This is a genomic window from Mucilaginibacter sp. KACC 22063 (assembly GCF_028736115.1).
Classification (GTDB): Bacteria; Bacteroidota; Bacteroidia; order Sphingobacteriales; family Sphingobacteriaceae; genus Mucilaginibacter.
The window spans coordinates 1,574,191-1,599,588 of sequence record NZ_CP117877.1 but is presented as its reverse complement, the minus strand read 5'-3'; the positions used below and the strand labels follow the sequence as shown (position 1 = coordinate 1,599,588).

At 41.4% G+C, this 25,398-nt stretch carries 17 protein-coding genes; 8 read left to right on the top strand and 9 right to left on the bottom strand.

Features of this window, described 5'->3' with window-relative positions; all coding sequences use genetic code 11:
- Positions 1–13 precede the first annotated feature (13 nt).
- A complete protein-coding gene (locus tag PQ461_RS06960) occupies positions 14–1,480 on the bottom strand; it encodes a glycoside hydrolase family 130 protein (RefSeq protein WP_274302712.1) in 1,467 nt (488 codons plus the stop codon).
- Between the two features lie 141 nt (positions 1,481–1,621).
- Here PQ461_RS06960 and PQ461_RS06955 point away from each other — a divergent pair, with 141 nt between their 5' ends.
- Positions 1,622–2,299 carry a response regulator transcription factor gene (locus PQ461_RS06955; protein ID WP_274302711.1) on the top strand — a complete coding sequence of 226 codons (678 nt, stop codon included), beginning with the start codon at positions 1,622–1,624 and terminating at the stop codon, positions 2,297–2,299.
- Between the two features lie 8 nt (positions 2,300–2,307).
- A complete protein-coding gene (locus tag PQ461_RS06950; protein WP_274302710.1) occupies positions 2,308–3,639 on the top strand; it encodes a sensor histidine kinase in 1,332 nt (443 codons plus the stop codon).
- 94 nt (positions 3,640–3,733) lie between these two features.
- Here the strand turns inward: PQ461_RS06950 and PQ461_RS06945 are convergent, their stop codons facing one another.
- From PQ461_RS06945 to trxA, 3 genes are all read right to left on the bottom strand, one after another.
- Complete coding sequence (locus PQ461_RS06945; protein WP_274302709.1) at positions 3,734–4,651, bottom strand: DUF58 domain-containing protein; 918 nt, start codon at positions 4,649–4,651, stop codon at positions 3,734–3,736.
- Positions 4,652–4,693: 42 nt separating this feature from the next.
- Complete coding sequence (locus PQ461_RS06940) at positions 4,694–6,412, bottom strand: alpha-amylase family protein (protein WP_274302708.1); 1,719 nt, start codon at positions 6,410–6,412, stop codon at positions 4,694–4,696.
- A 111-nt stretch (positions 6,413–6,523) separates the two neighbouring features.
- Positions 6,524–6,841 carry a thioredoxin gene (trxA, locus tag PQ461_RS06935; RefSeq protein WP_274302707.1) on the bottom strand — a complete coding sequence of 106 codons (318 nt, stop codon included), beginning with the start codon at positions 6,839–6,841 and terminating at the stop codon, positions 6,524–6,526.
- Between the two features lie 165 nt (positions 6,842–7,006).
- Between trxA and PQ461_RS06930 the strand changes: the two genes are divergently transcribed.
- A complete protein-coding gene (locus PQ461_RS06930) occupies positions 7,007–8,227 on the top strand; it encodes a dicarboxylate/amino acid:cation symporter (protein ID WP_274302706.1) in 1,221 nt (406 codons plus the stop codon).
- On the opposite strand, the gene PQ461_RS06925 is transcribed toward PQ461_RS06930, so the two are convergent.
- The 3 genes from PQ461_RS06925 to PQ461_RS06915 form a co-directional block, all read right to left on the bottom strand.
- The gene (locus PQ461_RS06925; RefSeq protein WP_274302705.1) at positions 8,228–8,764 is read right to left on the bottom strand and encodes a C40 family peptidase; all 537 of its coding nucleotides are present in this window, start codon (positions 8,762–8,764) and stop codon (positions 8,228–8,230) included.
- A gap of 112 nt (positions 8,765–8,876) precedes the next feature.
- Positions 8,877–9,356 carry a nucleoside deaminase gene (locus PQ461_RS06920; protein ID WP_274302704.1) on the bottom strand — a complete coding sequence of 160 codons (480 nt, stop codon included), beginning with the start codon at positions 9,354–9,356 and terminating at the stop codon, positions 8,877–8,879.
- Between the two features lie 66 nt (positions 9,357–9,422).
- On the bottom strand, positions 9,423–10,028 hold the full coding sequence (locus tag PQ461_RS06915) for an OmpH/Skp family outer membrane protein (RefSeq protein ID WP_274302703.1): 606 nt from the start codon (positions 10,026–10,028) through the stop codon (positions 9,423–9,425).
- Positions 10,029–10,188: 160 nt separating this feature from the next.
- Between PQ461_RS06915 and gyrB the strand changes: the two genes are divergently transcribed.
- From gyrB to PQ461_RS06895, 4 genes are all read left to right on the top strand, one after another.
- Positions 10,189–12,147, top strand: a complete 1,959-nt coding sequence (gene gyrB / locus PQ461_RS06910) for a DNA topoisomerase (ATP-hydrolyzing) subunit B (RefSeq protein WP_274302702.1) — start codon at positions 10,189–10,191, stop codon at positions 12,145–12,147.
- A 110-nt stretch (positions 12,148–12,257) separates the two neighbouring features.
- The gene (locus tag PQ461_RS06905) at positions 12,258–12,596 is read left to right on the top strand and encodes a PadR family transcriptional regulator (protein WP_274302699.1); all 339 of its coding nucleotides are present in this window, start codon (positions 12,258–12,260) and stop codon (positions 12,594–12,596) included.
- The gene (locus PQ461_RS06900; protein ID WP_274302697.1) at positions 12,593–13,261 is read left to right on the top strand and encodes a hypothetical protein; all 669 of its coding nucleotides are present in this window, start codon (positions 12,593–12,595) and stop codon (positions 13,259–13,261) included. The genes PQ461_RS06905 and PQ461_RS06900 overlap by 4 nt, the downstream gene beginning before the upstream one ends.
- Positions 13,261–13,920 (top strand): hypothetical protein, encoded by a 660-nt coding sequence (locus PQ461_RS06895; protein WP_274302695.1) that lies wholly within the window; start codon positions 13,261–13,263, stop codon positions 13,918–13,920. The genes PQ461_RS06900 and PQ461_RS06895 overlap by 1 nt, the downstream gene beginning before the upstream one ends.
- 58 nt (positions 13,921–13,978) lie before the next feature.
- Here the strand turns inward: PQ461_RS06895 and tamL are convergent, their stop codons facing one another.
- Together tamL and PQ461_RS06885 are read right to left on the bottom strand one after the other, a co-directional pair.
- Positions 13,979–16,249: a translocation and assembly module lipoprotein TamL gene (gene tamL / locus PQ461_RS06890; RefSeq protein WP_274302694.1), complete on the bottom strand. Its 2,271-nt coding sequence runs from the start codon at positions 16,247–16,249 to the stop codon at positions 13,979–13,981.
- A 3-nt stretch (positions 16,250–16,252) separates the two neighbouring features.
- Positions 16,253–21,394 (bottom strand): translocation/assembly module TamB domain-containing protein, encoded by a 5,142-nt coding sequence (locus PQ461_RS06885; protein ID WP_274302692.1) that lies wholly within the window; start codon positions 21,392–21,394, stop codon positions 16,253–16,255.
- A 305-nt stretch (positions 21,395–21,699) separates the two neighbouring features.
- Between PQ461_RS06885 and dnaE the strand changes: the two genes are divergently transcribed.
- Entirely contained in the window at positions 21,700–25,287 is a 3,588-nt protein-coding gene (gene dnaE / locus PQ461_RS06880) for a DNA polymerase III subunit alpha (RefSeq protein WP_274302690.1), read from the top strand.
- The last annotated feature ends 111 nt before the right edge of the window (positions 25,288–25,398 follow it).

The following is a 25,398-nucleotide window of genomic DNA, read 5'->3' as shown; positions in this document are numbered from 1 at the left end:
TCATTAAGATCTGCTAAACGCCGTCGCTTAACAAGCGGTTGATCAGCGCGTCCACTTCAACCTCTGCAAATGAAGTTGAATAATCAGACAAGCCGTAAGGTATTATCAACTTGTTGTTATGAATTATTGAACCACATGAATAGATCACGTTAGGTACATAACCCTCACGTTCTTCAGAATTTGGCACAAGCAGCGGTTCTTTTAAACGGCCTATCTCCACAGCAGGATCATCCAGACGTAATAAGCTTACACTTAAAACGTATTTACGCATCGGGCCTACACCATGACTAATCATTAACCAGCCATGCGGAGTTTCTATAGGTGAACCACAGTTACCGATCTGAACAAATTCCCACGAAAATTTGGGCTGCTGAAGTTTAATAGGATCTTCCCAAATATTGATCTTGTCAGAATACATGATGTAATTGTTCCAACCATCAATACGCGACATCATCACATATCTACCATTAATTTTTCGCGGAAACAGCGCCAGGTTTTTATTCTGTGCACCTGCACCGTATAAAGGCATAATGCGGAAATTATAAAAATCGTTGGTTTGCAGCAATTTCGGCATAATCAACGCACCATCATAAGCAGTATAGGTAGCATAATAAACAGAACTGCCATCGTCATGCATAAACTTTACAAAGCGCGCATCTTCGATACCTTTACGTTCATACTCTGAAATTGGGAAAATTACCCTGTCAGAGATATCAGTATCCATAGAGAAGACGATTTCATAGTACGAATCAGCCAGCCAGAGTATTTTGTCATATTCTAAGCGCTTTATATCATCTTTCTGAAGCGCCTGCGAATCCAGCAGGATGCGGCGAAGATTTGCATACTCGAAATGGTGGTCAAGCTTTTGCTCTACCTCGCGCAATACATCGATATTGATCTGTGTAATAGCAGCTTTGTTAAAAAACAGCTTTTTATTATAAACTGCATTACGGATAATTTCTGCTTCGTCAATATAGCTGCCTGCAGGGATCACCGTAATGTTATTGTTTTTGTCAAACAGCGCACGACGGAATGTAATAGACGAAATGTGCCCCTCGCCCACTGCCCTGAAACTGATAATCACACGCTTTTCGCCGTCTTCCAAATCGCTTTGATCCGGATCCTCAATTATGGATGGATTAAAAAAAGCGGCTGATTCAATGGAATATTCATGTGTAAAATAAGAACCGATCAGGAGTTTCATATTCACCGAAAGGCTGTCATAATCAACATTCAATTCAGTAAATAACGATTTCAGTTTGCTGCAATGCCGGTTTAAAACCCGGGTAATATTTCTGTGCCGTTTAGAATACTCTTGTAACAAAGGAGAAATAATAGCAAATGCCTGCTCTTCTGATAATTCCAAAACACGCTGTATCACTTCTTTTGCCCTATCGGTGCCATTAAAAAAGAACCGGGCGATAACGCGTTTCGGATCGGGATTTACCCTTACGGGCTTACGTTCAATAGAAAGTCTCATATATTGTGCTTAACACTTAAACAGTATCTTGATAAAATTGATTGCGCAATTTGATAATCCTTGTGCAAAAATTAAAAATATGTTCAAACACATTACGTTAATTTTCACTCTAAGTTTTAGATTTTTGTATTTTGGCTGCAAATGAACGTTTTAATTGTTGAAGATGAGAAAAGCCTCGCTCTTGAGGTTGATGAATATTTAAGTCATGAAGGCTTTACTGTTGAGCATGCCCGTACACGAAAATCGGCGGAGGAAAAGATCTTCGTAAATAATTATGACTTTATTTTGCTTGACTTAGGCCTGCCCGACGGTGACGGTTTTGAACTGCTAAAAATGTTAAGGCAGCTGAAAGATCGTGATGATGCGGTGATTATACTGACTGCCCGAGGTGAAGTTGATGACCGCATACGCGGCCTGGAAGAAGGCGCTGACGATTACCTGCCGAAACCTTTTTCATTAAATGAATTGCTGGCGCGCATACATGCTATAACGCGCAGACGCCATAAACTTGAAAGTAATGAAATTGATGTTAAAGGGTTTAAAATAAATATCCAAAACCGCACGGTTAATTATGGCACAGACCGTGTTAACCTTACCAAAAAAGAGTTTGAAATTTTAAACTACCTGGTGCTGAACAAGAACAGGGTAATATCGCGTACCAACCTTACAGAACACGTCTGGGGTGATGTGTTGGAAATCAATTCAGATTCGAACTTTGTAGATGTACACGTAAAAAACCTGCGTAAAAAACTGTCTCAGTTTGCCATTATCGACTGGTTTGAAACTGTGCGCAGCATAGGCTATCGCATAAACATCTGATACTGCCCATGAAACTGCAGTTTAAACTAGCCCTTTATAATACGCTGATTAAATTGGCGACCATTTTTTTCACAGGCCTGGTGCTGCTTTTTTCTCTTGAAAAGATATCTTACCATCATATATCAGTAAGGTTGGAGGACAAGAAGAATGAGTTTATGAAGCACTTGTCATCTGACAAGATTTCACAAATATTACAAAAGCAAACCACCTTTACCGATTACAATATTTTAAAGGACGACTACATTATTTTAAGGCCTACCAAGTATGAGCCCATTACCACCGTTGTAGATACTTTTAGTACGGCTGAGCGCACAATAGAGAACAGCAAAGATACTTACCGTATATTAACCTGTAAATTTAATTATTACAATCATACTTATTTATTAGAGGTAGGCAATACCATTGATGCTGTTAATGAATTAAAACAGACCATTAAGGGTTATACCCTTATCATACTGGCTATTGCGCTTGTACTCACCCTTATTTCAGACTTTGTTTTTACCAAGCACCTGCTCAACCCCTTTTATGACATTATTGAAAATAAGCTGATCAAGGTAAATGACCCTTTAAATTTTGATTACAGCAAAGTAAAGACCACTACCCAGGATTTTAATCTGCTGGATGATAGTATTAACTCATTGATGCGTAAGATAAGCCAGATGTTTATGCTGGAGAAGCAGTTCATCGCCAATGTATCGCATGAATTAATGACACCTATATCTATCATCACATCCCGTTTGGAAAATATATTGGTACAGGACAAACTGACCGAAGAAACAGAAAATAAAGTATTTGCCTCATTAAAAACACTTAACCGCTTAAAAGCAATTATTAACAGCCTTTTGCTGATCTCACAGATCGAAAATAACCAGTTTAATAAAACTGATGTTATCATGATCAATGAAACACTGACCGAGATTGAAGAAGAATTAGAAGACAGGCTGGAAGATAAAAGTGTGGAACTGCAAATAGCGCTGGAACATCAGCCTGAAATTGTAGGTAACAAAAGCCTGATCCATACCTTGCTTTTTAATATTATTAATAACGCTATTAAGTATAATAAGAAGGGCGGCTCAATAACCATCACAGATAAAATTCTTAACCATAAATATGCTCTTGAGATTAGCGATACCGGCATTGGTATGGATAACAAAGAAATTGAGCGCGCATTCAACCGTTTTGAAAAACTTGACAATGATGAACGCGATAGTTTCGGTCTTGGACTGTCAATTGTGAAGAGTATTGCCGCTTTTCATAATATTGAGATCGATATAAATTCGGTTAAAGGACAGAAAACCAGCGTGTTATTAACATTTAAAAACGAAACTCAACTTCACTAAATCTTCATATTCGTTTTGTTGCTTTGAGATGTAAAGTTTTAGTTTCGAGTTACCCCTATTTGGAGGCTGTTCGGTTAGATCCGGGCAGCCTTTTTTATATCATCTTATTGCGCTTTACCAAATAAGCCTTTAACAACTCATAATAACCCTGATGAATGTTTGCATCAACAAGGTCAATATTGTACTGCGCACATTTTAATTCCAGATCACTGCGATAGGTATTTAAAGCACTGCGGTAACTATCACGCACACGGCCCGGATGCAGCTTAATTTCCTCACCCGTTTCCATGTCAATAAAATGATGCGGGCGATTATCAAACTCGAAGTCCACTTCATGCTGCTTATCATTCACATTGAAAATAATCACTTCGTGCTTATTGTATTTTAAATGCTGAATAGCTGCAAATAGCGACTGCTGTTTTTCTTCATTAAGGCTATTCTCCAGCATATCGCTAAAGATGATAATTAACGAACGCTGATGCACCTCTTCGGCAACCCTGTGGAGCACTGCATTAATATTAGTTGTAATATTTGTTTTAGGTTCTGCGTAGGCTGCATCCAACTGTGCAAACAGGTGAAACAGATGCGTTGTGGTCGACCGTGCTGCACTCAACATATCTACCTTATCTGAAAATAAACAAAGCCCGAATGCATCACGCTGCTTTTTAAACAAGTACATCAATGATGCAATACCATAAATACTGAATTGCAGCTTATTGATCCCTTTGACAGGATAGTTCATAGACGAAGAGGTGTCCAAAAGCAAATAACTACGAAGATTGGTCTCTTCCTCGTATTGCTTAACAAAAAGCTTATCTGTACGTGCAAACAATTTCCAGTCGATGTTCTTAACCGATTCGCCCGTGTTGTATAACCTGTGTTCTGCAAACTCTACCGAAAATCCGTGGAAAGGGCTTTGATGCAAGCCTGTAATAAATCCTTCTACTACCTGCCTGGCTAATAGTTCGAGATTAGCCAGGTGCCTTACCTGTTGATCATTATTAAGCTGCATAGGCAAGCAATATACAAAACACCAACCTAATTGATGTCTCTGTTATTCATCAGCTACTTTATACCATTTGTACCCATAAGCTGTTAATGCTGTTTTAAGCTTATTGGCCGAAACAACTGAAGTTTCGCTGTTTGCTAATACGTTTTTCAGTTTTGCATTTTGCTGCTGTACATCAACACTTACATTCACATTTTTACCGGTAAAATTAAAAACAGTAATAAGCGACTTGCCCTGGTACTGATATTCTAACGCCAGCACATCATCTGTATTAGTTTTGAGTATTTTCCATTTGCCCAAACCAATTTCCGGACAAGTTTTCCGCACCTTATTCAAATGCTTTATCTCATTAAGCAGCGATTGTGGGTCTTTCTCCTGCGCTGCAACGTTTACTTTCTGATATTGGTAATCGCCAGAAGATACAATAGGCCTTACAGGAGCTTTATTGGTCGTGAATCCGGCGTTTAAACTATCATTCCATTGCATAGGCGTACGTACCGATAAACGCTCCTGTAATGTGAGATCATCTCCCATCCCGATTTCCTCTCCATACCTGATCACAGGGCTGCCTGGCAATGCATAAAGCATAGCATAACACATGGCCAGCTTTTTCGGATTATGGATCATTGGGGCAAGCCTGCGCCGTATGCCGCGGTCATATAACTGCATATTTTTTTCAGGCCCCATTATTTTGTAAACATTGTTACGGTCATGGCTGGATAACCTGCCCAAATCGATCTCGTCATGGTTGCGAAGAAAATATGCCCATTGCGATTGCTGGGGTTTGTCGTGTGTTTCCTGTAGGGCATTTATAAATGATTTTGCATTTTCATTAGCTAATGAATTAAACAGGTACTGGTTAGCGTAAAAATTAAACATCATTTGCAGGCGGTCGCTGTTGTTACCGAAGAAAAGCTTGCTCTCTTTGGGTGGAACATTAGCCTCGCCTAAAAGTATGGCATCCGGGTTTGTTTTATTCATCTCCTGCCGCAGATCATTTAATATGGAATACATCGGATCAGGATTTTTATCCCCACGCTCAGGCCGGTCTATCATAAACGGAACAGCATCAAGCCTGAAACCGTACACACCCTGCTTTAACCAGAAAGTAATCACCTTGCGCGCTTCTGCCTGTACGTCTTTGTTTTCAAAGTTTAAATCGGGTTCGAAATCATAAAAACGGTGGAAATAGTATTTCTTTGCCACCTGGTCATAGGTCCAGGTTTCTGTCTGCACGCCGGGGAAGGCCATTCCCTTATCATAATCCTTCGGTCTTTTTGCCGACCATACATACCAGCTGTGATATTTAGAATTACTGTCGGCGCGTGCCTGCTGATACCAGGGATGCTCAATAGACGTATGGTTAAGTACCATATCCATTAACACTTTGATCTGTAGCTTTTTGGCAGCCTGCACAAAGCGCAAAAAATCCTGTTTTGTGCCCGCCTTGGGATCAATACTGTAATAATCTGTCACATCGTAACCATCATCACGGTTGGTAGTTGGTTGGAAAGGGGCCAGCCAGACCACATCAATGCCTAATGATTTAAGATAAGGTAATTTTTCGGTAAGACCGTTGAAATCACCCACGCCATCACCATCACTGTCCTTAAATACATGCACATCTACATTGTAAATGGATGCATTCATATACCAGCGATTGGCGTTTTCAGTAAGTTCTGATGTCTTGTCAGCCTGGTTTTTGCAGGCGCAAAAACAAAGGGCAACTGATAGTAACAGGAGTTTAAAGTGCAGCCTAACCATATGGTTATATAAAGGCTTAAGCACATCAATTGTTTATATAGTAAAACTTTTAATTTAAAGTAAATAAAAAAGGGCATCCAATGGATGCCCTTTCAACACTATATATTTTGATTACAGTTGTGCCTGTAATTTATTAGCCAATACAGATTTTGGCACTGCACCGATTTGCTTATCAACGATTTCGCCGTTTTTGAAGAACAATAAGGCAGGAATGTTACGGATACCGTATTTCATTGAAATACCAGGATTGTTGTCCACGTTTACTTTACCTACTATTGCTTTATCGCTGTAGTCTTTAGCTATTTCTTCCACAACAGGGCCTACCATTCTACATGGACCGCACCATTCTGCCCAAAAGTCAACTAATACGGGTTTATCAGATTTTAACACAAGCTCTTCAAAGTTTGCGTCAGTAATTTCTAAAGCCATGATTTTTAAAATTAAAGTTTTAACAAATATATACTATTCAAAATGCTTGCCACAATACCCTGCCTGACAATGTGACAATTAAATTACGGCAGCGTTTTGGTTTGACAATGTAGCAACTTATAACTCTTAGTTTATTAACTTGCCGCAATAAGTTTTACACATTTAATGAGCAGCTGGTTTCAAAATTATAAAGGCATCTTTTGGCTGATACTCGGTATAACAGCCGGAACTATCACCGGTCTGGCATTGGGCAAAAACACACAAGTGATAAAACCTATAGGCGATATCTTTTTAAACCTGCTGTTTGTTGCGGTTATACCACTGGTATTTTTTGCCATATCATCGGCTATTGCCAATTTACAAGGTGCAAAAAAACTTACCCGAATTATGCTTACCATGTTTGCAGTGTTTATTGGCACCGTACTGGTAGCCGCGATACTTACCATTATTGCCGTTACACTGTTCCCGGTGCGTCAAAACGTGGTGACAACCACAATTATGGAAACTATTAACAAAACACCAATAGGCGATCAGATCACTTCGCTGTTTACAACCGACGAGTTATATAATCTACTATCGAGGAAAAACATGCTGGCGCTCATCATCTTTTCCATTCTTGTAGGTTTTGCGGCACTACGCTCGGGCGAAAAAGGAGCAGCTTTTACGGCTTTTCTGAATGCAGGCAGCGAGGTTTTTAAAAACCTGTTTATCCTGATTATGAAAGTTGCCCCTGTAGGTTTAGGCGCTTTCTTTGCTTACCAGGTCTCGGTATTTGGGCCAACGCTTTTCGGCACCTATGCGCATACGCTGGGCATTGGTTACGGCGTAAGCATATTCTACTATTTTGTGTTTTATACCATATATGCCTTTATTGCAGGCGGGGTTAATGGCATCCGGCGATATTGGCAGAATAATATTATCCCGTCATTTACAGCTGTGAGCACCTGCAGCAGTATTGCTACCATTCCGGCGAATCTTGACGCGGCAAAAAAGATGGGGATATCTGATACCATTGCCAGCATTACCATTCCCTTGGGCGGTACTTTACACAAAGATGGCTCAAGTGTATCATCCATACTAAAAATGGCAGTAGTATTTGCCATGTTTGGCAAAGGCTTCAACAGCCCTGAAACTATACTGATTGCATTAGGCGTAACTGTTTTAGTAAGCATTGTTGAGGGCGGTATACCCAATGGCGGATATGTGGGCGAGTTGCTTTTTATTTCTGTTTACGGCTTCCCTCCGGAAGCTTTGCCTCCGGCCATTATTATGGGTACTTTAATTGATCCTGTTGCCACGCTGCTTAATACAACCGGCGATACCATAGCCGCCATGCTGATCAACCGTTTTGTGGAAGGGAAAGACTGGCTGAAAACTGCAGCGTAACTATTTTTCGTTTTGCGGAAAGATACGAATGGTTTTTACATATCGCTTTTGGTAATAGATATTCATTGGTGTTTCAGTAACGCCGTTCGCCTTGCCCGATGTTGAATGGATAAAAGCAATATCCTCTACCTTGCCCGTGTTTACCGTTACAATGCCCATGTGCCCAACAACACGGCTTGTACTATCTGTACCGGTGAATAATACCAAATCTCCCGGCTTTGCATCATTAATAGGCACCTCATGCTTTACGTTTGTAAAATCGACCGACATACGGGGTACAGCTATATTAAAATGATTGAATACGTAAGTGATAAAGCCGGAACAGTCAAACCCCTTCTTGGGATCTGTCGAAGCATATTTGTACGGGACACCTGTCAGCGTTTTGGCAAAATCCAGCAGTTCAACAGGTGTAGTATTGCCGGTTTCAATATGCGTGATATGCTCTGTGTCGATATTTTTCGGTAAAGTTTGTGCTGAATTGTTTTCAGCAGGACTATCCGGCTGCCCGCAGGAAGAAATCACTATCAATACATTCAAAAGCAATAAGTTACAACGCATCGGTAATAAATAATAAACCCATAACAAAAAATGGCCGCTTTTGGGCGACCATCTTTGCAATTATTTACTTGCCTTATGTAGTCCTTAAAAACTAATAATGCGTTTTAAGAGATGATGTTTCCCATAGCTTAAATGCACCTATTGCCTCATCCCTCAGCATTTGTACAACCGGCAATTTACGCTCATGCATCTGCCTGTCAATTTCTTCATAAATAAACTGATCGTCAAACCCTATATCAGCAGCATCTGCCTTGGTATTAGCGTAATAGATCTTATCTAATCTTGCCCAGTATATAGCACCAAGGCACATAGGGCATGGCTCGCAACTGGTATAGATCACACAGCCTTTTAAATCATAGGTATTTAACTTTTGGCAGGCCAGTCGGATAGTGGATACCTCGGCATGAGCCGTCGGGTCATTTGTGGGTACCACCTTATTGCCGCTTGCCGCTACCACTTCGCCATCTTTAACAATTACGGCTCCAAACGGACCGCCTAATCCTTCTTTCACATTTTTTGCAGATAGCTCAATGGCTAAACGCATAAACTTTTCATGTTCGGTGTTTTCCATAATTAATGGCATTAAAAAAGCCCTCCGAAGCAAATCCGGAGGGCTTCAGTTTCTTATTAGCAATTCTTATTTCTTGTCTTTGGTATAAGCATCATTCAGGCCTTTTACTACATCAGCAGTAACATCAAGGCTTGGATCTCCGTAAAGCACAGTGGCATTACCTTTTTGATAAGTTAATACCATTTTGTAGCCTTTTTGCTTGGCATAAGTTTTCACAAAGTCAGAGATCTTTTCATAAAGCTTAGCCTGCTCGCTCATTTGCTCATTTTGTACCTGAGCACCTGCATTTTGCTGGTAAGCTTGTAACTCCTGGTTTTTACGTTGCAAACGTTGCTCTGTTGCCTGGCGTGCATCGGCACTCATAGTACCTGCATTTTTTTGATACTCAGCAACTTCGCGTTGGAAAGCCTGTCCCCTTGATTGCAGGTCAGCCTGTGCTGATTTACCATGCGACTCCAGACGGCCGGTCATATCTTTAACGTAATTATAGTTTTTTAATAAAGTATCCTGATTGATATAAACAATTTCAGCTTTGTCAGCTGTGCTGCTGCTGCCTGTTGCAACAGTTGCTGCAGGTTTATCTGCCTGTTTGTTTTGGTTACAAGCAACTATAGCCGTTGCAAGGGCTACTCCTAATGTTAATTTGGTTAAAACCGGTCCCAGTTTTTTCATTTATGTACGCTTACTGATAAAAAAATTTACCGACAAAGATAGAATTTCAATCTAATTATCCTAATGCTTTAATACGCTTATTAACAAAGCGTTTTTTCTCCACAACACCCGGTTTTTGGCTAATTTTTCGTATTTTTGTTAGTTGTTTTAAATAAAATTCATGAGCGAAGAAAATCAGGATAAATCCAATTACTCAGCAGATAATATACAGGTTTTAGAAGGTTTGGAAGCGGTGCGCAAACGTCCTTCCATGTATATTGGCGATACTGGCGTTAAAGGTTTGCATCACCTTGTTTATGAGGTTGTGGACAACTCTATAGACGAAGCTTTAGCCGGATATTGCGATACGATTAATGTAACTATACACAGCGGTAACTCAATTACAGTTACCGATAATGGCCGGGGTATCCCAACCGGTATTAACACCAAAGAGCAAAAATCGGCATTAGAAATTGTAATGACCGTATTGCACGCCGGTGGTAAATTTGACAAAGACACTTACAAGGTATCTGGCGGTTTGCACGGTGTAGGTATCAGCTGCGTTAACGCGCTATCTACCCACGTAAAAACTGTAGTTCATCGTGAGGGTAAAATTTTCACCCAGGAGTATGAGCGCGGTAAACCTTTATTTGATGTAAAGGTAATCGGCGAGTCTGACAAAACAGGTACAATTCAAACTTTTCAGCCGGATCCGGAAATTTTCCAAACCACTTTAGAATATAAATACGATACCCTTGCTGCACGTTTACGCGAGCTTGCTTTCTTAAATAAGGGTATCCGCTTAACACTAACCGACGAACGCGAAACACTTGATGATGGCAGTTTCCGCAGCGAAGAGTTTTTCTCTGAGGGCGGCCTGAAAGAGTTCGTTAAATTTCTTGACGGCACACGTGTACCCATCATTCCGGAGCCTATTTATGTAGAAGGCAACAAACAGGGCATTCCTGTTGAGCTGGCGCTTCAGTATAATGATACTTACTCTGAGAACGTACACTCTTACGTAAATAACATTAACACCATTGAAGGTGGTACACACGTGGCAGGCTTCCGTATGGGCCTTACCCGTACATTGAAAAATTATGCCGAAAAAGAAGGCTTATTAAAGAACGTTAAGGTAGACATCAGCGGCGACGATTTCCGCGAAGGTTTAACCGCAGTTATTTCTGTAAAGGTTGCCGAGCCTCAGTTTGAAGGCCAGACAAAAACAAAATTAGGTAACAGCGAGGTTAGCGGCGCCGTTAACGTAGCAGTTGGCGAAATTTTAAGCAATTACCTGGAAGAAAATCCGAAGGAAGCCAAGATGATCGTTAATAAGGTAATTCTGGCGGCAACGGCACGTGCTGCTGCACGTAAGGCACGCGAAATGGTGCAACGCAAGAGCGTAATGAGCGGATCGGGCTTACCGGGTAAACTGGCCGATTGCGCTAACAGCGACCCTGCAGTTTGTGAAATATACCTTGTGGAAGGTGACTCGGCTGGTGGTACAGCTAAAATGGGCCGCGACCGTGATTTTCAGGCCATCTTGCCCCTACGTGGTAAGATCCTGAACGTGGAAAAAGCCATGGAGCACAAGATCTACGAAAACGAGGAGATCAAAAATATGTTTACCGGTTTAGGTGTAAGCATTGGTACCCCTGAAGATAGCAAAGCACTTAACCTTGCCAAACTACGTTACCACAAGATCATCATCATGACGGATGCCGACGTTGACGGTTCGCACATTACCACGCTGATCTTAACTTTCTTCTTCCGCTATATGAAAGAGCTGGTTGAGTATGGGTACGTATATATTGCTACGCCGCCGCTTTACCTAGTAAAAAAAGGTAAAGACCAGGAATATTGCTGGAACGAGGAACAACGCGATGCCGCGATTCAGCGTTTAAAAGGTGCCGGTAAAGAAGACAGCGTACACGTACAGCGTTACAAAGGTTTGGGCGAGATGAACGACGTGCAGCTATGGGAAACCACCATGAATCCTGCTACACGTACCTTACGCCAGGTAACTATTGATAATGCTGCGGAATGCGATTATACCTTCTCTATGCTAATGGGCGATGAGGTTGCACCGCGCCGTGAGTTTATTGAAAAAAATGCGAAATACGCACGTATAGATACATAGTATTAATTCGTATATCATATGGAAGTCCGCCCTTTATAAGGCGGACTTTTTTTGTAATTAATTCTAATGCATAATTTTGTTAGGTATATAAATTAGTTATACATTTGAATATGGGCAGCAACCAATTGATAAAAGGCACTTTACAAACCATTGTACTTAAATTACTGGAAGACAATGAGCGCATGTATGGCTACGAGATTACACAAAAAGTAAAAGAGATCACTTCGGGCGAGATTATGCTTACTGAGGGCGCCTTATACCCTACTTTGCATAAACTTGAGGCGGAGGGCTTACTGGAAACTTTTACCGATATTGTAGATAACCGTGTACGCAAATATTACCGGCTTACTGAACAAGGCGGCAAAGAGGTAACTATCAAAGTAAAAGAAGCACAAAGCTTTGTTGAGCAATTGCATCTGCTGTTAAACCTAAAACCTGCTACCAAATGATAATATCAACTGAACAAAAGCAAAATCTGCACAACTATCTCAATGAGATATTCACTTACAGGGAGACTTTAAGCGAGGTTTATGATCACATTCTTTCGGCTGCAGAGCAATACCAGGGCGAGTTGCTGTTTCAGGAAGTGGTTACTCATATTATTCAATATGATTTTGGCGGTTCGCAAAAATTAGTAGATCTGGAGAAAGCCTATAAGCAATCTGCCAATGAAGAGATCTGGGGACAGTTTAAAGTCATCTTCTTTAAAAATCTACGCAGCACCGGACTGTTCCTCACATTGATCTGCGCCATATTTATTTTCTACCTTAAAGTAAATATCATTTATCCTCCTGTTTTATTTGTTGTAGTAGGCCTCTACTTTTTAGCATCTATAGGCGATTGGTTTTACAGGCCATTCAGGTCAGGTTACCTTGGCCAAGGCAAAAAGGAATCGGTAAAGGATAAGATATTGACTAACCTGCTTAATTTTCCGGGCAGATTTACGGGTCTTATATTTGGTTTGCTTGCTACCCGTATAAAAAGCCTTGAACCGGCCAGCATTTTAGGTATCTTAATTATATTAGTAGTGTATATCTTATTACCTGTATTTATTCAATCATATTACCAGGCTTTTAAAAAAGAATACGAGTTAAAATTTAATCCCCTTAAATAATGAAACTCTCGGCTGAGCAAATAGAAATTTGCAGAAAAATTATTAGCAGCCAGATAAAATATCAGGAGACGCTTGAAGAAGTTTTAGACCACGTTATCAGTGCGATAGAAGGCATGCCTGAAAGCAATGAAACGATAATGACGTTAACAGAACAAGTGATTGACCGTGATTTTGGCGGAAAGAATAACCTAAAAGCGATGGAAAAAGAGCGCGAAAAGGTGTTGCTGAAAGCTTTGTATCGCAAACAGAAGATCTACTTTTTAGAACATTTTAAGTTTCCGCTGATTAGTTTTACGCTATTGCTGGCTTTAACCTCTTATTTAACGGTAGACACTTATATTAACAGAAAAGTATTTTTAATTGCACTGGATATATTTTCTTTTAGCCCGGTATTGCTTTTGTGCTTTAAAAGCTTCGGCATTCAATTATCAGGCAGCAAAAAGTCTATTAAAATAGCACCCTTATTGCAAGTAAGCTATTTAAGCATCGCCATGTTTAATATTTTCAATTTTGTTCCAAAGCTATTTTATAATGATAATTATAAATTTCTTATCCGCACTAATACGGCTGTGCTATCTGTAATCACTGTATTCTTTGTGGTATATACAATCAGTTTTATTAAACTTTACCGCGAAGAAATAAAAATGAAACTGGCTTAAAACAGCAAAGCCCGTCCGATGATATGTCGGGACGGGCTTTGTTGTTTTATCATCTCTATTAGAAAGGATAACCTATTGCTAAATTGAAGATGCCGTCTTTAAACTTAGGTGCGGTAAATCGATCGCTTGATGGCAGCCACGGTTTTACAATCGGGAAACCGAAGTCGGTACGAAGCACCAATATGGTTACGTCAAACCGCAATCCAAAACCGGCATCTACCGCCAGCTGGCTCAAAAAGTTTTTACCGAACGTTCCGCCCGAATAATCAGGCCCCTGTGAATGCAGTGTCCAGATGTTACCTGCATCAACAAATAAAGCGCCGCGTACAATGCTAAACAAATAAGGACGGTACTCTATGTTACCCTCTAACTTAATATCCCCAGAAGCATCCGGAATAAAGTCTTGCCCATTTTTTACAAATTGTAATGGATCTACACTACCCGGCCCTACTGATCTGGCCCTGAAACCACGTAAACTATTAGGCCCGCCAATAAAGAATTGCTGGCTATAAGGAATAATAGTAGAGTTGCCATAAGGTAAACCAAAGCCTGCCAGCAAGCGCATAGCGATGGTACTGTTAGGGCCGGTTTTGTGGAAGTAACGTATTTCATTTTCCAGTTTAACATATTGGTTAAACGGTGTACCAAAAAGTGTCTTTACCCTGCCAGGCGTATCTGCCCTTGTGAAAATACCTAACAGGTTATTTGACAGGCTGGCACGGCCCATGTAATAAAAAGTATTAGTACGTTTGGTTTCGGTAGTATTATCGTACGTGTATGCATAGCTTGGGCCCCAGGTAAACTGACGATCGATAACGTGTTTAAGCGTAGGGTTACCGGTTGACCGAATACTATCTTGATATAATTTAGTTACGCTTTGAGGGTTTACATAGGTTATATCCAGTAAATGCAACTCGTGCGATTTACGCTGGCTTTCTTTCCACTGGTAACCAAATGAACCGTTATAAGAGAACAGCGTATATAACTGTGCCCTGCGCACTACAGAGTAGCCTAAGCTTAAATTAGTACGCGGTATAAATGCATTGTCTGATTTAAAGTTAAACGGACTGATAAAACGCGGCCACGAAAGGGTTGTATTAATACCAATCTGTGATAACGCATAACCGCCGTTAGCCTGCCCTACCTGGGTATCTGTACTACCGAATAAGGTTACGGTAAGCAGCTCTGCACCTTTAAAAGCATTGCGGTTCTTCCAGCTAAGGTTAGCCTGTACACCATTGTAGTTGGCTGATGTGGTTCGGCCCAATATATCAAACTGTAAGGCTTTACGCGGATACTGTGTTAACTGGTAGTAAACGTCAAGCTTTGGTGAATCTGTAGAAACGTCTTCGAAACGGTTCTTGACAAATTTAAACGGACCTAACTCTATAAACCTGTTAAGCGATTTGGTATGGTTGGTACGGTTGTAAACATCACCGGGATGCAGCAGAACGGTATTTTTAAATACCCAAGGCTTAACTGTTTCGCGACGGCCCTGTACAATATTAAACCAGCGATATTTTTTAGCCGAATCCAGCTTCAGCGATGTATCACGTAAGCTATAATTCGGATATACATAAATATTATTAATGGTATAAATTCGGCGTGCTTTATCAGGAGTTTCGTCTTTTACTTTTACAAATAGATCAACCTGGTGATTTTGTATCGTACTATCCACACGAATAATCAGATCTTCCGGAGCGAAGTAATAAAATCCTCTTTCCTTTAAGCGTGCATCAATACGGATACGCTCATTCTTGATCACATCCAGGTTGTAATTGTCACCTACTTTAAGCAAAGTTTCATTGGCTGTATTAGCAACAGCTGTATCTAAACTATTGGTGGTACCAGTTGGGAAAGTTATCTTACGTATCCTGTATGCCGGACCGGTAGCAGCTGTGTAAACCGCTTTAGCTGTGCGGCCTTTACTTACCGTATCGCCATTTACCTGCGCCTGAAAATAGCTTAGATTTTGCAGGCGGTTGGTTAAAATTTCACTGTTCTTGTCCAGGTCAACGGAACTTACCAAAACCGGCGGCTCGCCTTTTTCATGCAGCCAATGCCTGATTCCTTTTGTTTTATTGGTTTGTGTGATGTTCCATAAATATAGCTTTGGCCTTAACCCAAGTATACTGCCATTTGGTTTTGGGCGCAGTAATCCTTCAAGGTCTGTTTTCAAAGCTTTGGCATCATCCTTTTTAATGTCCTTGTTATCAATTTTCACTTCGCCGCCAGTATATAATTTCTCCCCTTTCGGCAGATATTTAGTGTTACTGCAGGCATTGACTACAAGTGAAAATAATAAAAGGTATGTGAGTCGTTTTGTCATGGGTTAGTTTGAGTGCTCTTCTGAAGATGTTTGTTCGTCACTTGATTTTACATCTGCAGGTTGTTTTTCATTAGACTGATTGTCGTCCTTCTTCTTTTCTTTCTCTTCCTTCTTGTACTGTTTGTGCAGTTCCCTTTGCTGGCGGGTCATTTTAGAAAAGATCTGCTTAAAGCGGTTATATTCAACAGTTAAAGTAAAGCCGACACCGGTTTCAATCACCTGGCCTTGCAATACAATGTATTGGTCGCGGCGGTAAGCCCTCAACGTGTAGCGGCCATCTTTACTCAGCTTATAATTTACGCCGATGTTACCTGCAATATTCGTGGTCCTTTCTCCTGGCTGGTTAGCCCCCTCCAGATTAAAATTATTACCAACAGTTACCGTTAACCGGTCATTGAGGAATTGCTTGGAAAGACCTACGTTTAAATCCGTTCGGTTTTGCGCCGTACCGGTAGAATAATCCTCGCCCGATGTAAGATCAAAGTTGAGGTTAACCCCGGCAATAAGGTCACCGGCAAGCCTGTTCAACTGATCAGAAAGTAAGCTGCTCACACTATTACGCACAATACCTTCGGCAGAAGTACTTGGCCCACGGCTTTGCAACGGGTTATCACCAATAAAGTGACCGAGCACTAAAACGCCTAATACCTGTTTGTTTAACTCGTTCTGATCTGTACGTACCTGATCCAGGCGTGTGTTCACCATCTGGATAATATCAGGCGATACGGTGTAGTTGCTGTCCGGTAAAGTAATGTCAAAGCCAATCTGCGGAGCCATTAATTGGTTCTTCAGGTTCAGGTCAACATTAAAAGGAAGCTTTTGCTTCAACATGGTATTTTGTGCATCGGTACTTGATGCCTGGTCGCTGATCAAATCAATTGGCGGCACGTTTGCTACATAAGTAGCTGTAAGGTTGATCTGGGCACTGGTTGGGTCGCCTGTCCACACAATGGTACTTCCCGGTTTAAAATTAAACTTACGGCTAACCGTTGCATACGATAGGTTATACGAACCTTCTGCAACAGTATATGTACCGGTAAGGTTTACCTTTCCGCTCGGGTCTATACCACCCTGTAACTGCGCTTCCCCTTTAATGTGTACCACATCGCCGTTACGCTCATCAATTACAATATTAAAGTTTGCTTTTTTATTGATCTTTACCACCATGTTCACATCAAGACCGGTCACCTCTGATTTACGTAACGAGTCGAGTTGTTTAGCCAGTAATACAGAATCTGTTTTAGGGGCATCCTGATCAATAAATTCGACGACACCTTTTCGGTCTTCTATACTTGGGTCGGCGGTCGGCAATACAATTGTCAGGTCAGTTTTATCATTCACGGTAAGCGAACCATCTACAATTGGTTTCACCATATCTCCGCGAACGCGGATCTTGGTATCAATAAACAGCTTACCATAGTAAAGCTTGTTATCTGCCTGTGTTGAGTTGATCACTCTGAAATCGTCGGCATTAATATCCATACCGAATTTAAAGTTCTTATAATCAGTTGTATAAACTGCACCGGTTATAACAGCCTTATTCCCGGTAGAATCAATCAATGCAAAATCATTAAAGTGCACGCCGTCATTGGTAAATGAGATCGACTCGTTAGGCATTCGGAAATAGGAATTAAGCATCGACACATTAAAACCTACCTGGTTAAACTTCACATCGCCCCTTACGGCCGGTGCATCTACTGTACCTGCAATTTTCAACTGCCCTGTAATATTACCCGTGGAATTACGGATACTACCGAAAGTAAATCCTTGTATGCTTTTCATACCCAGGTTTACGATATTTAGGTTCATATCGAAACGGCTTTGTGGTGCCGTGTAATACACGCCCGTTAAGTCAACCTGGTTACCATACCCGGTAATGCTAACATTAGCTGCATAAGCATTAGCTGTTTGGTTATTTACCTTAATGGCTACGTTACCAACGGTATCTTGCCTGAAGGTGAAATTATTGATATTAAGATCGGCAATAAATTTAGGGGATGCCTGCAAGTCGCTTACTGTTGCAGTACCATTAATTGCGCCGCCTACCAATGTAGTATCCTGGCGAGCCATTTTGGTGATGGTCTCAATCTGGAAGTTGGTAAACTTCACATTGATTGGCGCATTTGGCTGCTGTGGGTTACTGTTTACACTAAACACCTGCCCTGCATTTGAAATGGTAAAGTCGCGTGCTAAAATTCCTTTGTTACCAAACTGCAATGCGTTATTAGGGTTAACCGCCCACTGTGCATAATCGAGCATTAAGCCGTTTTGTAAAAAGCTAAACTGGTAACTACCCGGCATGGCGCTGAATACACCCGCCAACCTGAAACGCTGCTTACGTGCAATGTCGCGCATTTGCACATCCACATTTAGCTTATTGTTTTGTGCGTTACCCGCCACACTCAGATATAAAATATTTAAGCTGGTACCTACTTTTATATCATCAACCGTAAAGCTATAGTTAAGCGCATTGTTAGCGGTATTGATATTCAGTTTTGCATTGGTAACATCATTAGTGCCATAACGTACTTTTGGAACAGAACCATTCACAAGTATGTCGCCGGTTGTGCTGTTAAACCGGCCATTAATTAAAATTGGGTCAAGTTGTTTTAAATCAGGCGCTAACTGTTTAAGCAGCGGTGTTTGTACGGCCCTTATATCAAACGTAAATTGCTGAGGCGAATATTTTGGCCTTGCCGTCTGGCTGGCTAAACTTGTATTATAATATTTATTGATCTGGTCTTGCATAGCCGCGGCAATTTCAGTCAGTTTATATTTACCACCTAAGTGCGCAGTAAACACAGGGGTTTTCAAACGCAGGCTGCTGCTATCGGCATTAGCCGTAGAAACCAGGCTAACGGTATCTAAAGCAATACGCTGGCCTTTATTTACCACGATAATATCGGTTAACAATGCTTTACCATTTAAGTAATCAGGATCAGCGGTTGGGAAATCGGCAACCAGTTTACCATGTACCCGCATTGGGTCTTTTGAGAAATGTAATGCCTGCACGTTAATGCTATCAATATTAAAGGTAGCATTGACCGCCGGATACTTGCGGTTCATATCAGCTTTGGCATTAAGGCTAAAGTTGATATTAGGATCGCGCATAGTAGCTACGGCGTTATATCGTCCGTTAACGGCACTGCCTTTAGCTACCAGGTTACGATAGTTGTAGCCCTTAACATAAGCACTGGCTACATTGGCATTAAATTTCAGGTTCAAATGTTTTGGATCTGCGCCTGCTCCTTGCACGTTGGCTGACAGGGTTAAGCGCCCTACCATTTGCGGCTGCTTTATCAATGCCCCGGCATTCAGGTTATTCACTTTAGCATTGGCATTATACGACAGATACTTAATGTTATTGGCATTCTTAACATGCGCATTTACGTCAACCGCACCATAACTTGATCGCAGGATTAACTTCGTATTCAAATCCTTCATACTACCTTTGAGCGTACCCTTCAGGTTTAGCTTTTCGGGTATACTCACGCTTGCCGGGATCATATTACGGGGCACCAGTTTGTAGATATCGCGGCGGCTGGTGTTAAGATCACCAAGATTTACATCAAAGTAAGCCTTGTTAACATCCGGCAGTCCTTTCAAAGTAGCCGAAGCAAGAATATGGGTATCAGACAAGCCACGTATCTCCAGGTTTTGTATTTTAAGGTTATTTACCTGCCCGGCAACACGGCCATCTATACGCAGCGTTGAATTGGGATAACTTTTGAATGGCTCCATTGATGCCATAGTAGGCATCACCAATAAAATATCACGCAAGCCGATATGGCTTCCATCTAAATTGGCGTTTACACCTAATTTGCTAATGTCTTTGCTTACCGCATCAATTGAAGGGTAAGAAACCTCTACTTGTTTTTGAATTACCGAGTTAGGTGTCTCAATCAGCAAGTCATTCAAGTACGATTTTTTAGATCCGTAGAAAAATGCCGTATGAAAGTTCTTTAAGGCCAACCCGCTCTTATCGCTGAAAGTAAACTGATTGATTTTGCCTGATGCGCTGTCTCCCGCATATTTCAGGTCTTCAATATCTGTATTGATACCTTTAATATCCATGTGGCCATAATCAAGCCCACGGCCCATAGGTTTTATAGCATCGTTATCAAACTTCACATTATCATTAGCAAGCGTAATTTTGCCCACCGATACCGACCATGGCTTTGTAGATGCAGGCGGAGTGATCAGCGTATCAACCTTTTTTGCGGTTTTCACAACTGCCTTAGCAACGGTTTGCGGCTTTGCAAGCACTAACCCTGCGTTGGTGTTGCTCAGTTCAACAGATTTTATATCAACCTTTTGATTAACCAGATCAAGCCCGTTAAATTCCACGTTAAATTTGCCAAGGTCAACTTTGGTTTTCATCTCCTTTGCCTGGTAATTCACCTTAATGCGGTTAATATCTATTGTACCCAGGTCAAGCGAAAGGTTCATAGGCTTAGTTGCTGTATCAACCGCTGCTGCCTGCTGTATGGATGAGCCAGTTGGGGTTTGGATTACCGTAGCATTTACATCCGAAAGATTAATCTTCGGGATGCTGAACTTCATTTTATCCAGGTCAAACTTTTTTACGCGGGTATCAAAATGTCCTAATAAAATTTTAACGTAGTTGCCTGTGGTAGAATCGTTATACTTAACATTGATCTTATCAAGTATGATCTTATCCAGCGAGAACTTCATGGTCGAAGTGGTATCCTCAGGCTTAGGTTCTTTTTTCTGCTCGCCGGCAAAGGCCTTAACAATATAGTCAAAGTTGAATACGCTGTCTTTATTGCGGCTGATGTTGGCAGTTATACCATCGAGATTGATTTCGTTAACTTCCAGCTTATGGTCGAGCAGCTTAAGCATACTGATGTCTACTTTCAGTTTATCTCCTGCAATAAGCGTATCGCGATGCTGGTCTTCAAAGTAAACGTCTTCTAATACCAGCATTTTAGGTAAGCCAAGTGTAATATGGCCGATAGCTACTTTTGTATGGATTTTGCCCTGAAGATAATTTACAGCTTTATCTTTTGCGAAGTTTTGTACTGCGGGCACCTGTATTAATACGAATACAAGCAGTACCAGGAATATAATGCTCGCAATTATCCAAAGAATGGTTTTTATAGCAATTCGCCCAAATCGTTCCAAGTTAGTAAAGTTTCAAGAGGTGATGTGTGATGTTGTCCTATACATTACAATCACTACATGTAGGTTGTTTGGCTTAAAATCGTATTAGGTAACTTTCTTTCTTAGAAAAAGAGCGATTTCCTGCGTTTGTACTATATTCTTTACATAATCAGCTCATGGCAGAACTTCGTAATAAAGATTATTCGGTATAAAAATAATGCTGCTAACTATCAACATATAGCATGTATTGTGTAAAACTTACGTGCGTTTATAAAAGGTATCACGTTAGTTTTTGATAAATTTGTAGACTACGCGAGGGATTAGTTATGCCAGATTTTTCACACTTACACGTTCATACGCAATTTTCATTACTTGACGGTGCAGCCGACATCAGCAAGCTTTATAAAAAAGCTGCCGCCGATGGCATGAAGGCGCTTGCCATTACCGACCATGGTAATATGTTTGGCGTGTTTAAGTTTGTGGCCGAAGCCGGTAAGCATAACGTTAAACCAATTGTAGGCTGCGAGTTTTATGTGGTGGAAGACCGCCACCGCAAGCAGTTTACCAAAGAGAAAAAAGACGTACGTCATCATCAGCTTTTTTTGGCTAAAAACGCAGAAGGCTACCGTAACCTTATTAAACTTTGCTCTTATGGTTATATGGAAGGCCTTTACAGTAAATGGCCACGTATTGATAAAGAACTGATCTTAAAACACCATAAGGGATTAATTGCTACCAGTTGCTGTATTGGTGCATCTGTTCCGCAGGCTATTTTAAAGAAAACTGAAGAAGAAGCCGAAGCTGAATTCAAATGGTGGCTTGACCTTTTTGGCGAAGATTATTACATAGAGCTGCAACGCCATGAGATACACGAGCAGCAGATCATCAACGAAACTTTACTTAAGTATGCTAAAAAGCACAATGTAAAGGTTATTTGCTCTAACGACTCACATTATGTAGACCAGCAGGATGCCAACGCACACGACATTTTATTGTGCGTAAATACAGGCGATATGCAAAGCACACCTATTGCTACCGATGAAGAAGGTGGCAAAGGTTATCGCTTTGGTTTCCCTAACGACCAGTTTTATTTTAAAACACAGGCCGAAATGGGCAAGCTGTTTCACGACCTGCCCGAATCATTAGATAACACCAACGAGATTGTAGACAAGGTAGATGTGCTAAAGCTGAAACGCGATATCATGCTGCCCAACTTCCCTATACCTCCGGAGTTTGCCATACACACCGGCCCCGAAGCTGACGTAATGAACCAGTGGGAGTTTTTGAAAGACATGACCTTCCGCGGTGCCAAAGAGCGTTATAAAGATATTACACCCGAAGTTGAAGAGCGAATCAACTTCGAACTGTTTACCATCCGCACAATGGGTTTTGCAGGCTACTTCCTCATCGTGGCCGACTTTATCAGAGCTGGTCGCGATATCGGTGTATTCATTGGGCCGGGCCGTGGTTCGGCGGCAGGTTCGGTAGTGGCATATTGTACCGGGATCACCAATATCGACCCGATGAAGTACAATCTGCTTTTCGAAAGGTTCCTGAACCCAGACCGTAAGTCGATGCCCGATATTGATACCGACTTTGACGACGAAGGCCGTCAAAAGGTAATTGATTATGTGGTAGATAAATATGGTAAAAACCAGGTAGCACAGATCATCACCTATGGTTCTATGGCTGCCCGTACCAGTATACAAGACGTTGGCCGCGTACTGGATATGCCGCTATCTGAAGTTAACTTACTTAAAAAGCTGGTACCCGATACCTTAGGCATTACGCTTAAACAGGCTATTGACCAGGTACCCGAATTAAAAGATATTTACCAGAGCAAAGATCTTAAAGGCGTTGTGCTTCGCGAAGCAGAAAAGCTGGAAGGATCAGTACGTAATACAGGTGTACACGCTGCAGGTATCATCATTGCGCCGGATGACCTTACAAATATCGTCCCGGTTGCAACGGCGAAGGATTCTGACCTGTTAGTTACCCAGTATGACGGCCGTGTAATTGAAGATGCAGGCGTAATTAAGATGGACTTTTTGGGTTTAAAGACCCTTACCATTATTAAAGGCGCCCTACGGATGATCAAGGTGAATCATGATGTGGATATCGACATAGATTATATCCCACTTGACGATCAGAAAACTTTTGAGCTTTACCAGCGTGGTGACACCAACGGTACTTTCCAGTTTGAAAGTGACGGTATGCAAATGTACCTGCGCGATCTTAAACCCGACAGGTTTGAAGACCTTATTGCCATGAATGCCCTATATCGCCCGGGTCCGATTGAGTATATCCCTAACTTTATTAAGCGTAAGCACGGGCTGGAACCTGTTACGTTTGACCTGGAAGACATGGAGGAATACCTGGGCGAAACCTATGGTATTACAGTTTACCAGGAGCAGGTGATGCTTTTATCGCAAAAACTGGCAGGCTTTAGTAAAGGTGATGCCGACGTTTTGCGTAAGGCAATGGGTAAAAAGCAGATCGAGGTACTTAACAAAATGGAAGCGCAATTTATGGAAGGTGCCATGAAAAAAGGCCATCCAAAAGAAAAGCTCACCAAGATCTGGAACGACTGGAAAGCCTTTGCGCAATACGCGTTCAACAAATCGCACTCTACCTGTTACGCCTTTGTCGCCTATCAAACAGCTTTCTTAAAAGCCCACTACCCTGCCGAATACATGGCTTCGGTATTGAATAACCAGAATAGCATTGATAAGATATCATTCTTTATGGACGAGTGCCGCCGTATGGGTATTGAGGTACTTGGCCCTGACGTTAACGAGAGTGATATGGCCTTTATGCCCAACAAAAATGGTAGTATCCGCTTTGGTTTGTCAGGCGTAAAAGGTGTAGGCGAAAAGGCAGTTGAAAGTATTATAGAAGAGCGTGCCGCCAATGGGCCGTATACATCAGTTTATGATTTTGCCAAACGCAGCAATGTACGCAACGTCAATAAAAAATCATACGAGAACCTGATCTATGCCGGTGCTTTTGACAGCATGGGTTTACGCAGGGCTCAGTTTTTTGCCAAAACAGAAAATGGCCTGTTAAGCGGTATAGAACGTTTGATAAAATTCTCGAACGACTATCAGAACACGCAAAACAGTTCGCAGGTATCCCTATTTGGTGGGGGTGCCGATGTAGCCTCATACATTCCGGAACCTGCCATGCCTGATTGCGAAGAGTGGGCGCTGATAGAAAAACTGAAGTATGAAAAAGATGTGATCGGTATTTATCTCACCGGTCACCCTTTGGATAATTATAAGTTTGAATTGCAACGCTTTTGCAACAGTAATGTGAGCGACCTTAAACTGATGCAGAAAGCACGCTCGGGAGAAGGCGGTGATGATACAGCCGTGGCTTTTGCTAACCTGCGCAAACGCGGCGAGCTTTGTGTAGGTGGTTTAATGAGCAACGTTCAGCACAAAATGACCAAAACCGGTAAGCCCTTTGGCACGTTTGTACTGGAAGACTATAACGACAACTACGAGTTTGCACTGTTTGGGGATGATTACATCAAATTCCGTAACCTGATGTCGGAAGGTTTCTTTGTGCAGATCAGGGGAAATATTGAAGAAAAGTTCCGCCAGAAAGACAACTGGGATCTGCGTATCACTTCTATCTCATTGCTTTCCGAGCTTCGCGACAAACTGACAAAATCACTTACGGTGCATATTGACTTATTTGCATTAAACGATCAATTACTGCAAAATATAGAACAGGCTTTAAATACCAACAGCCAGAAATATCCGGCACGTAATTGTCAGCTTAAATTTATTGTAAAAGATGATGAGGGCTACCTGGTGCAGATGCCATCAAAAACAATTAAGGTAAACCCAAGCGATGATTTAATTGAAGAATTGCAGCTGATTACCAAAGCGCCGCCGGTATTAGCATAGATCCTTAACAAGGTGTCTACTTTCTTTTTTTCCTCAAAAAAGAAAGTATCAAAGAAAAAACTCGTGACTTGGCCTTGTTGCTTTATTACTTCAGTAGTTTAGCACTGCCTG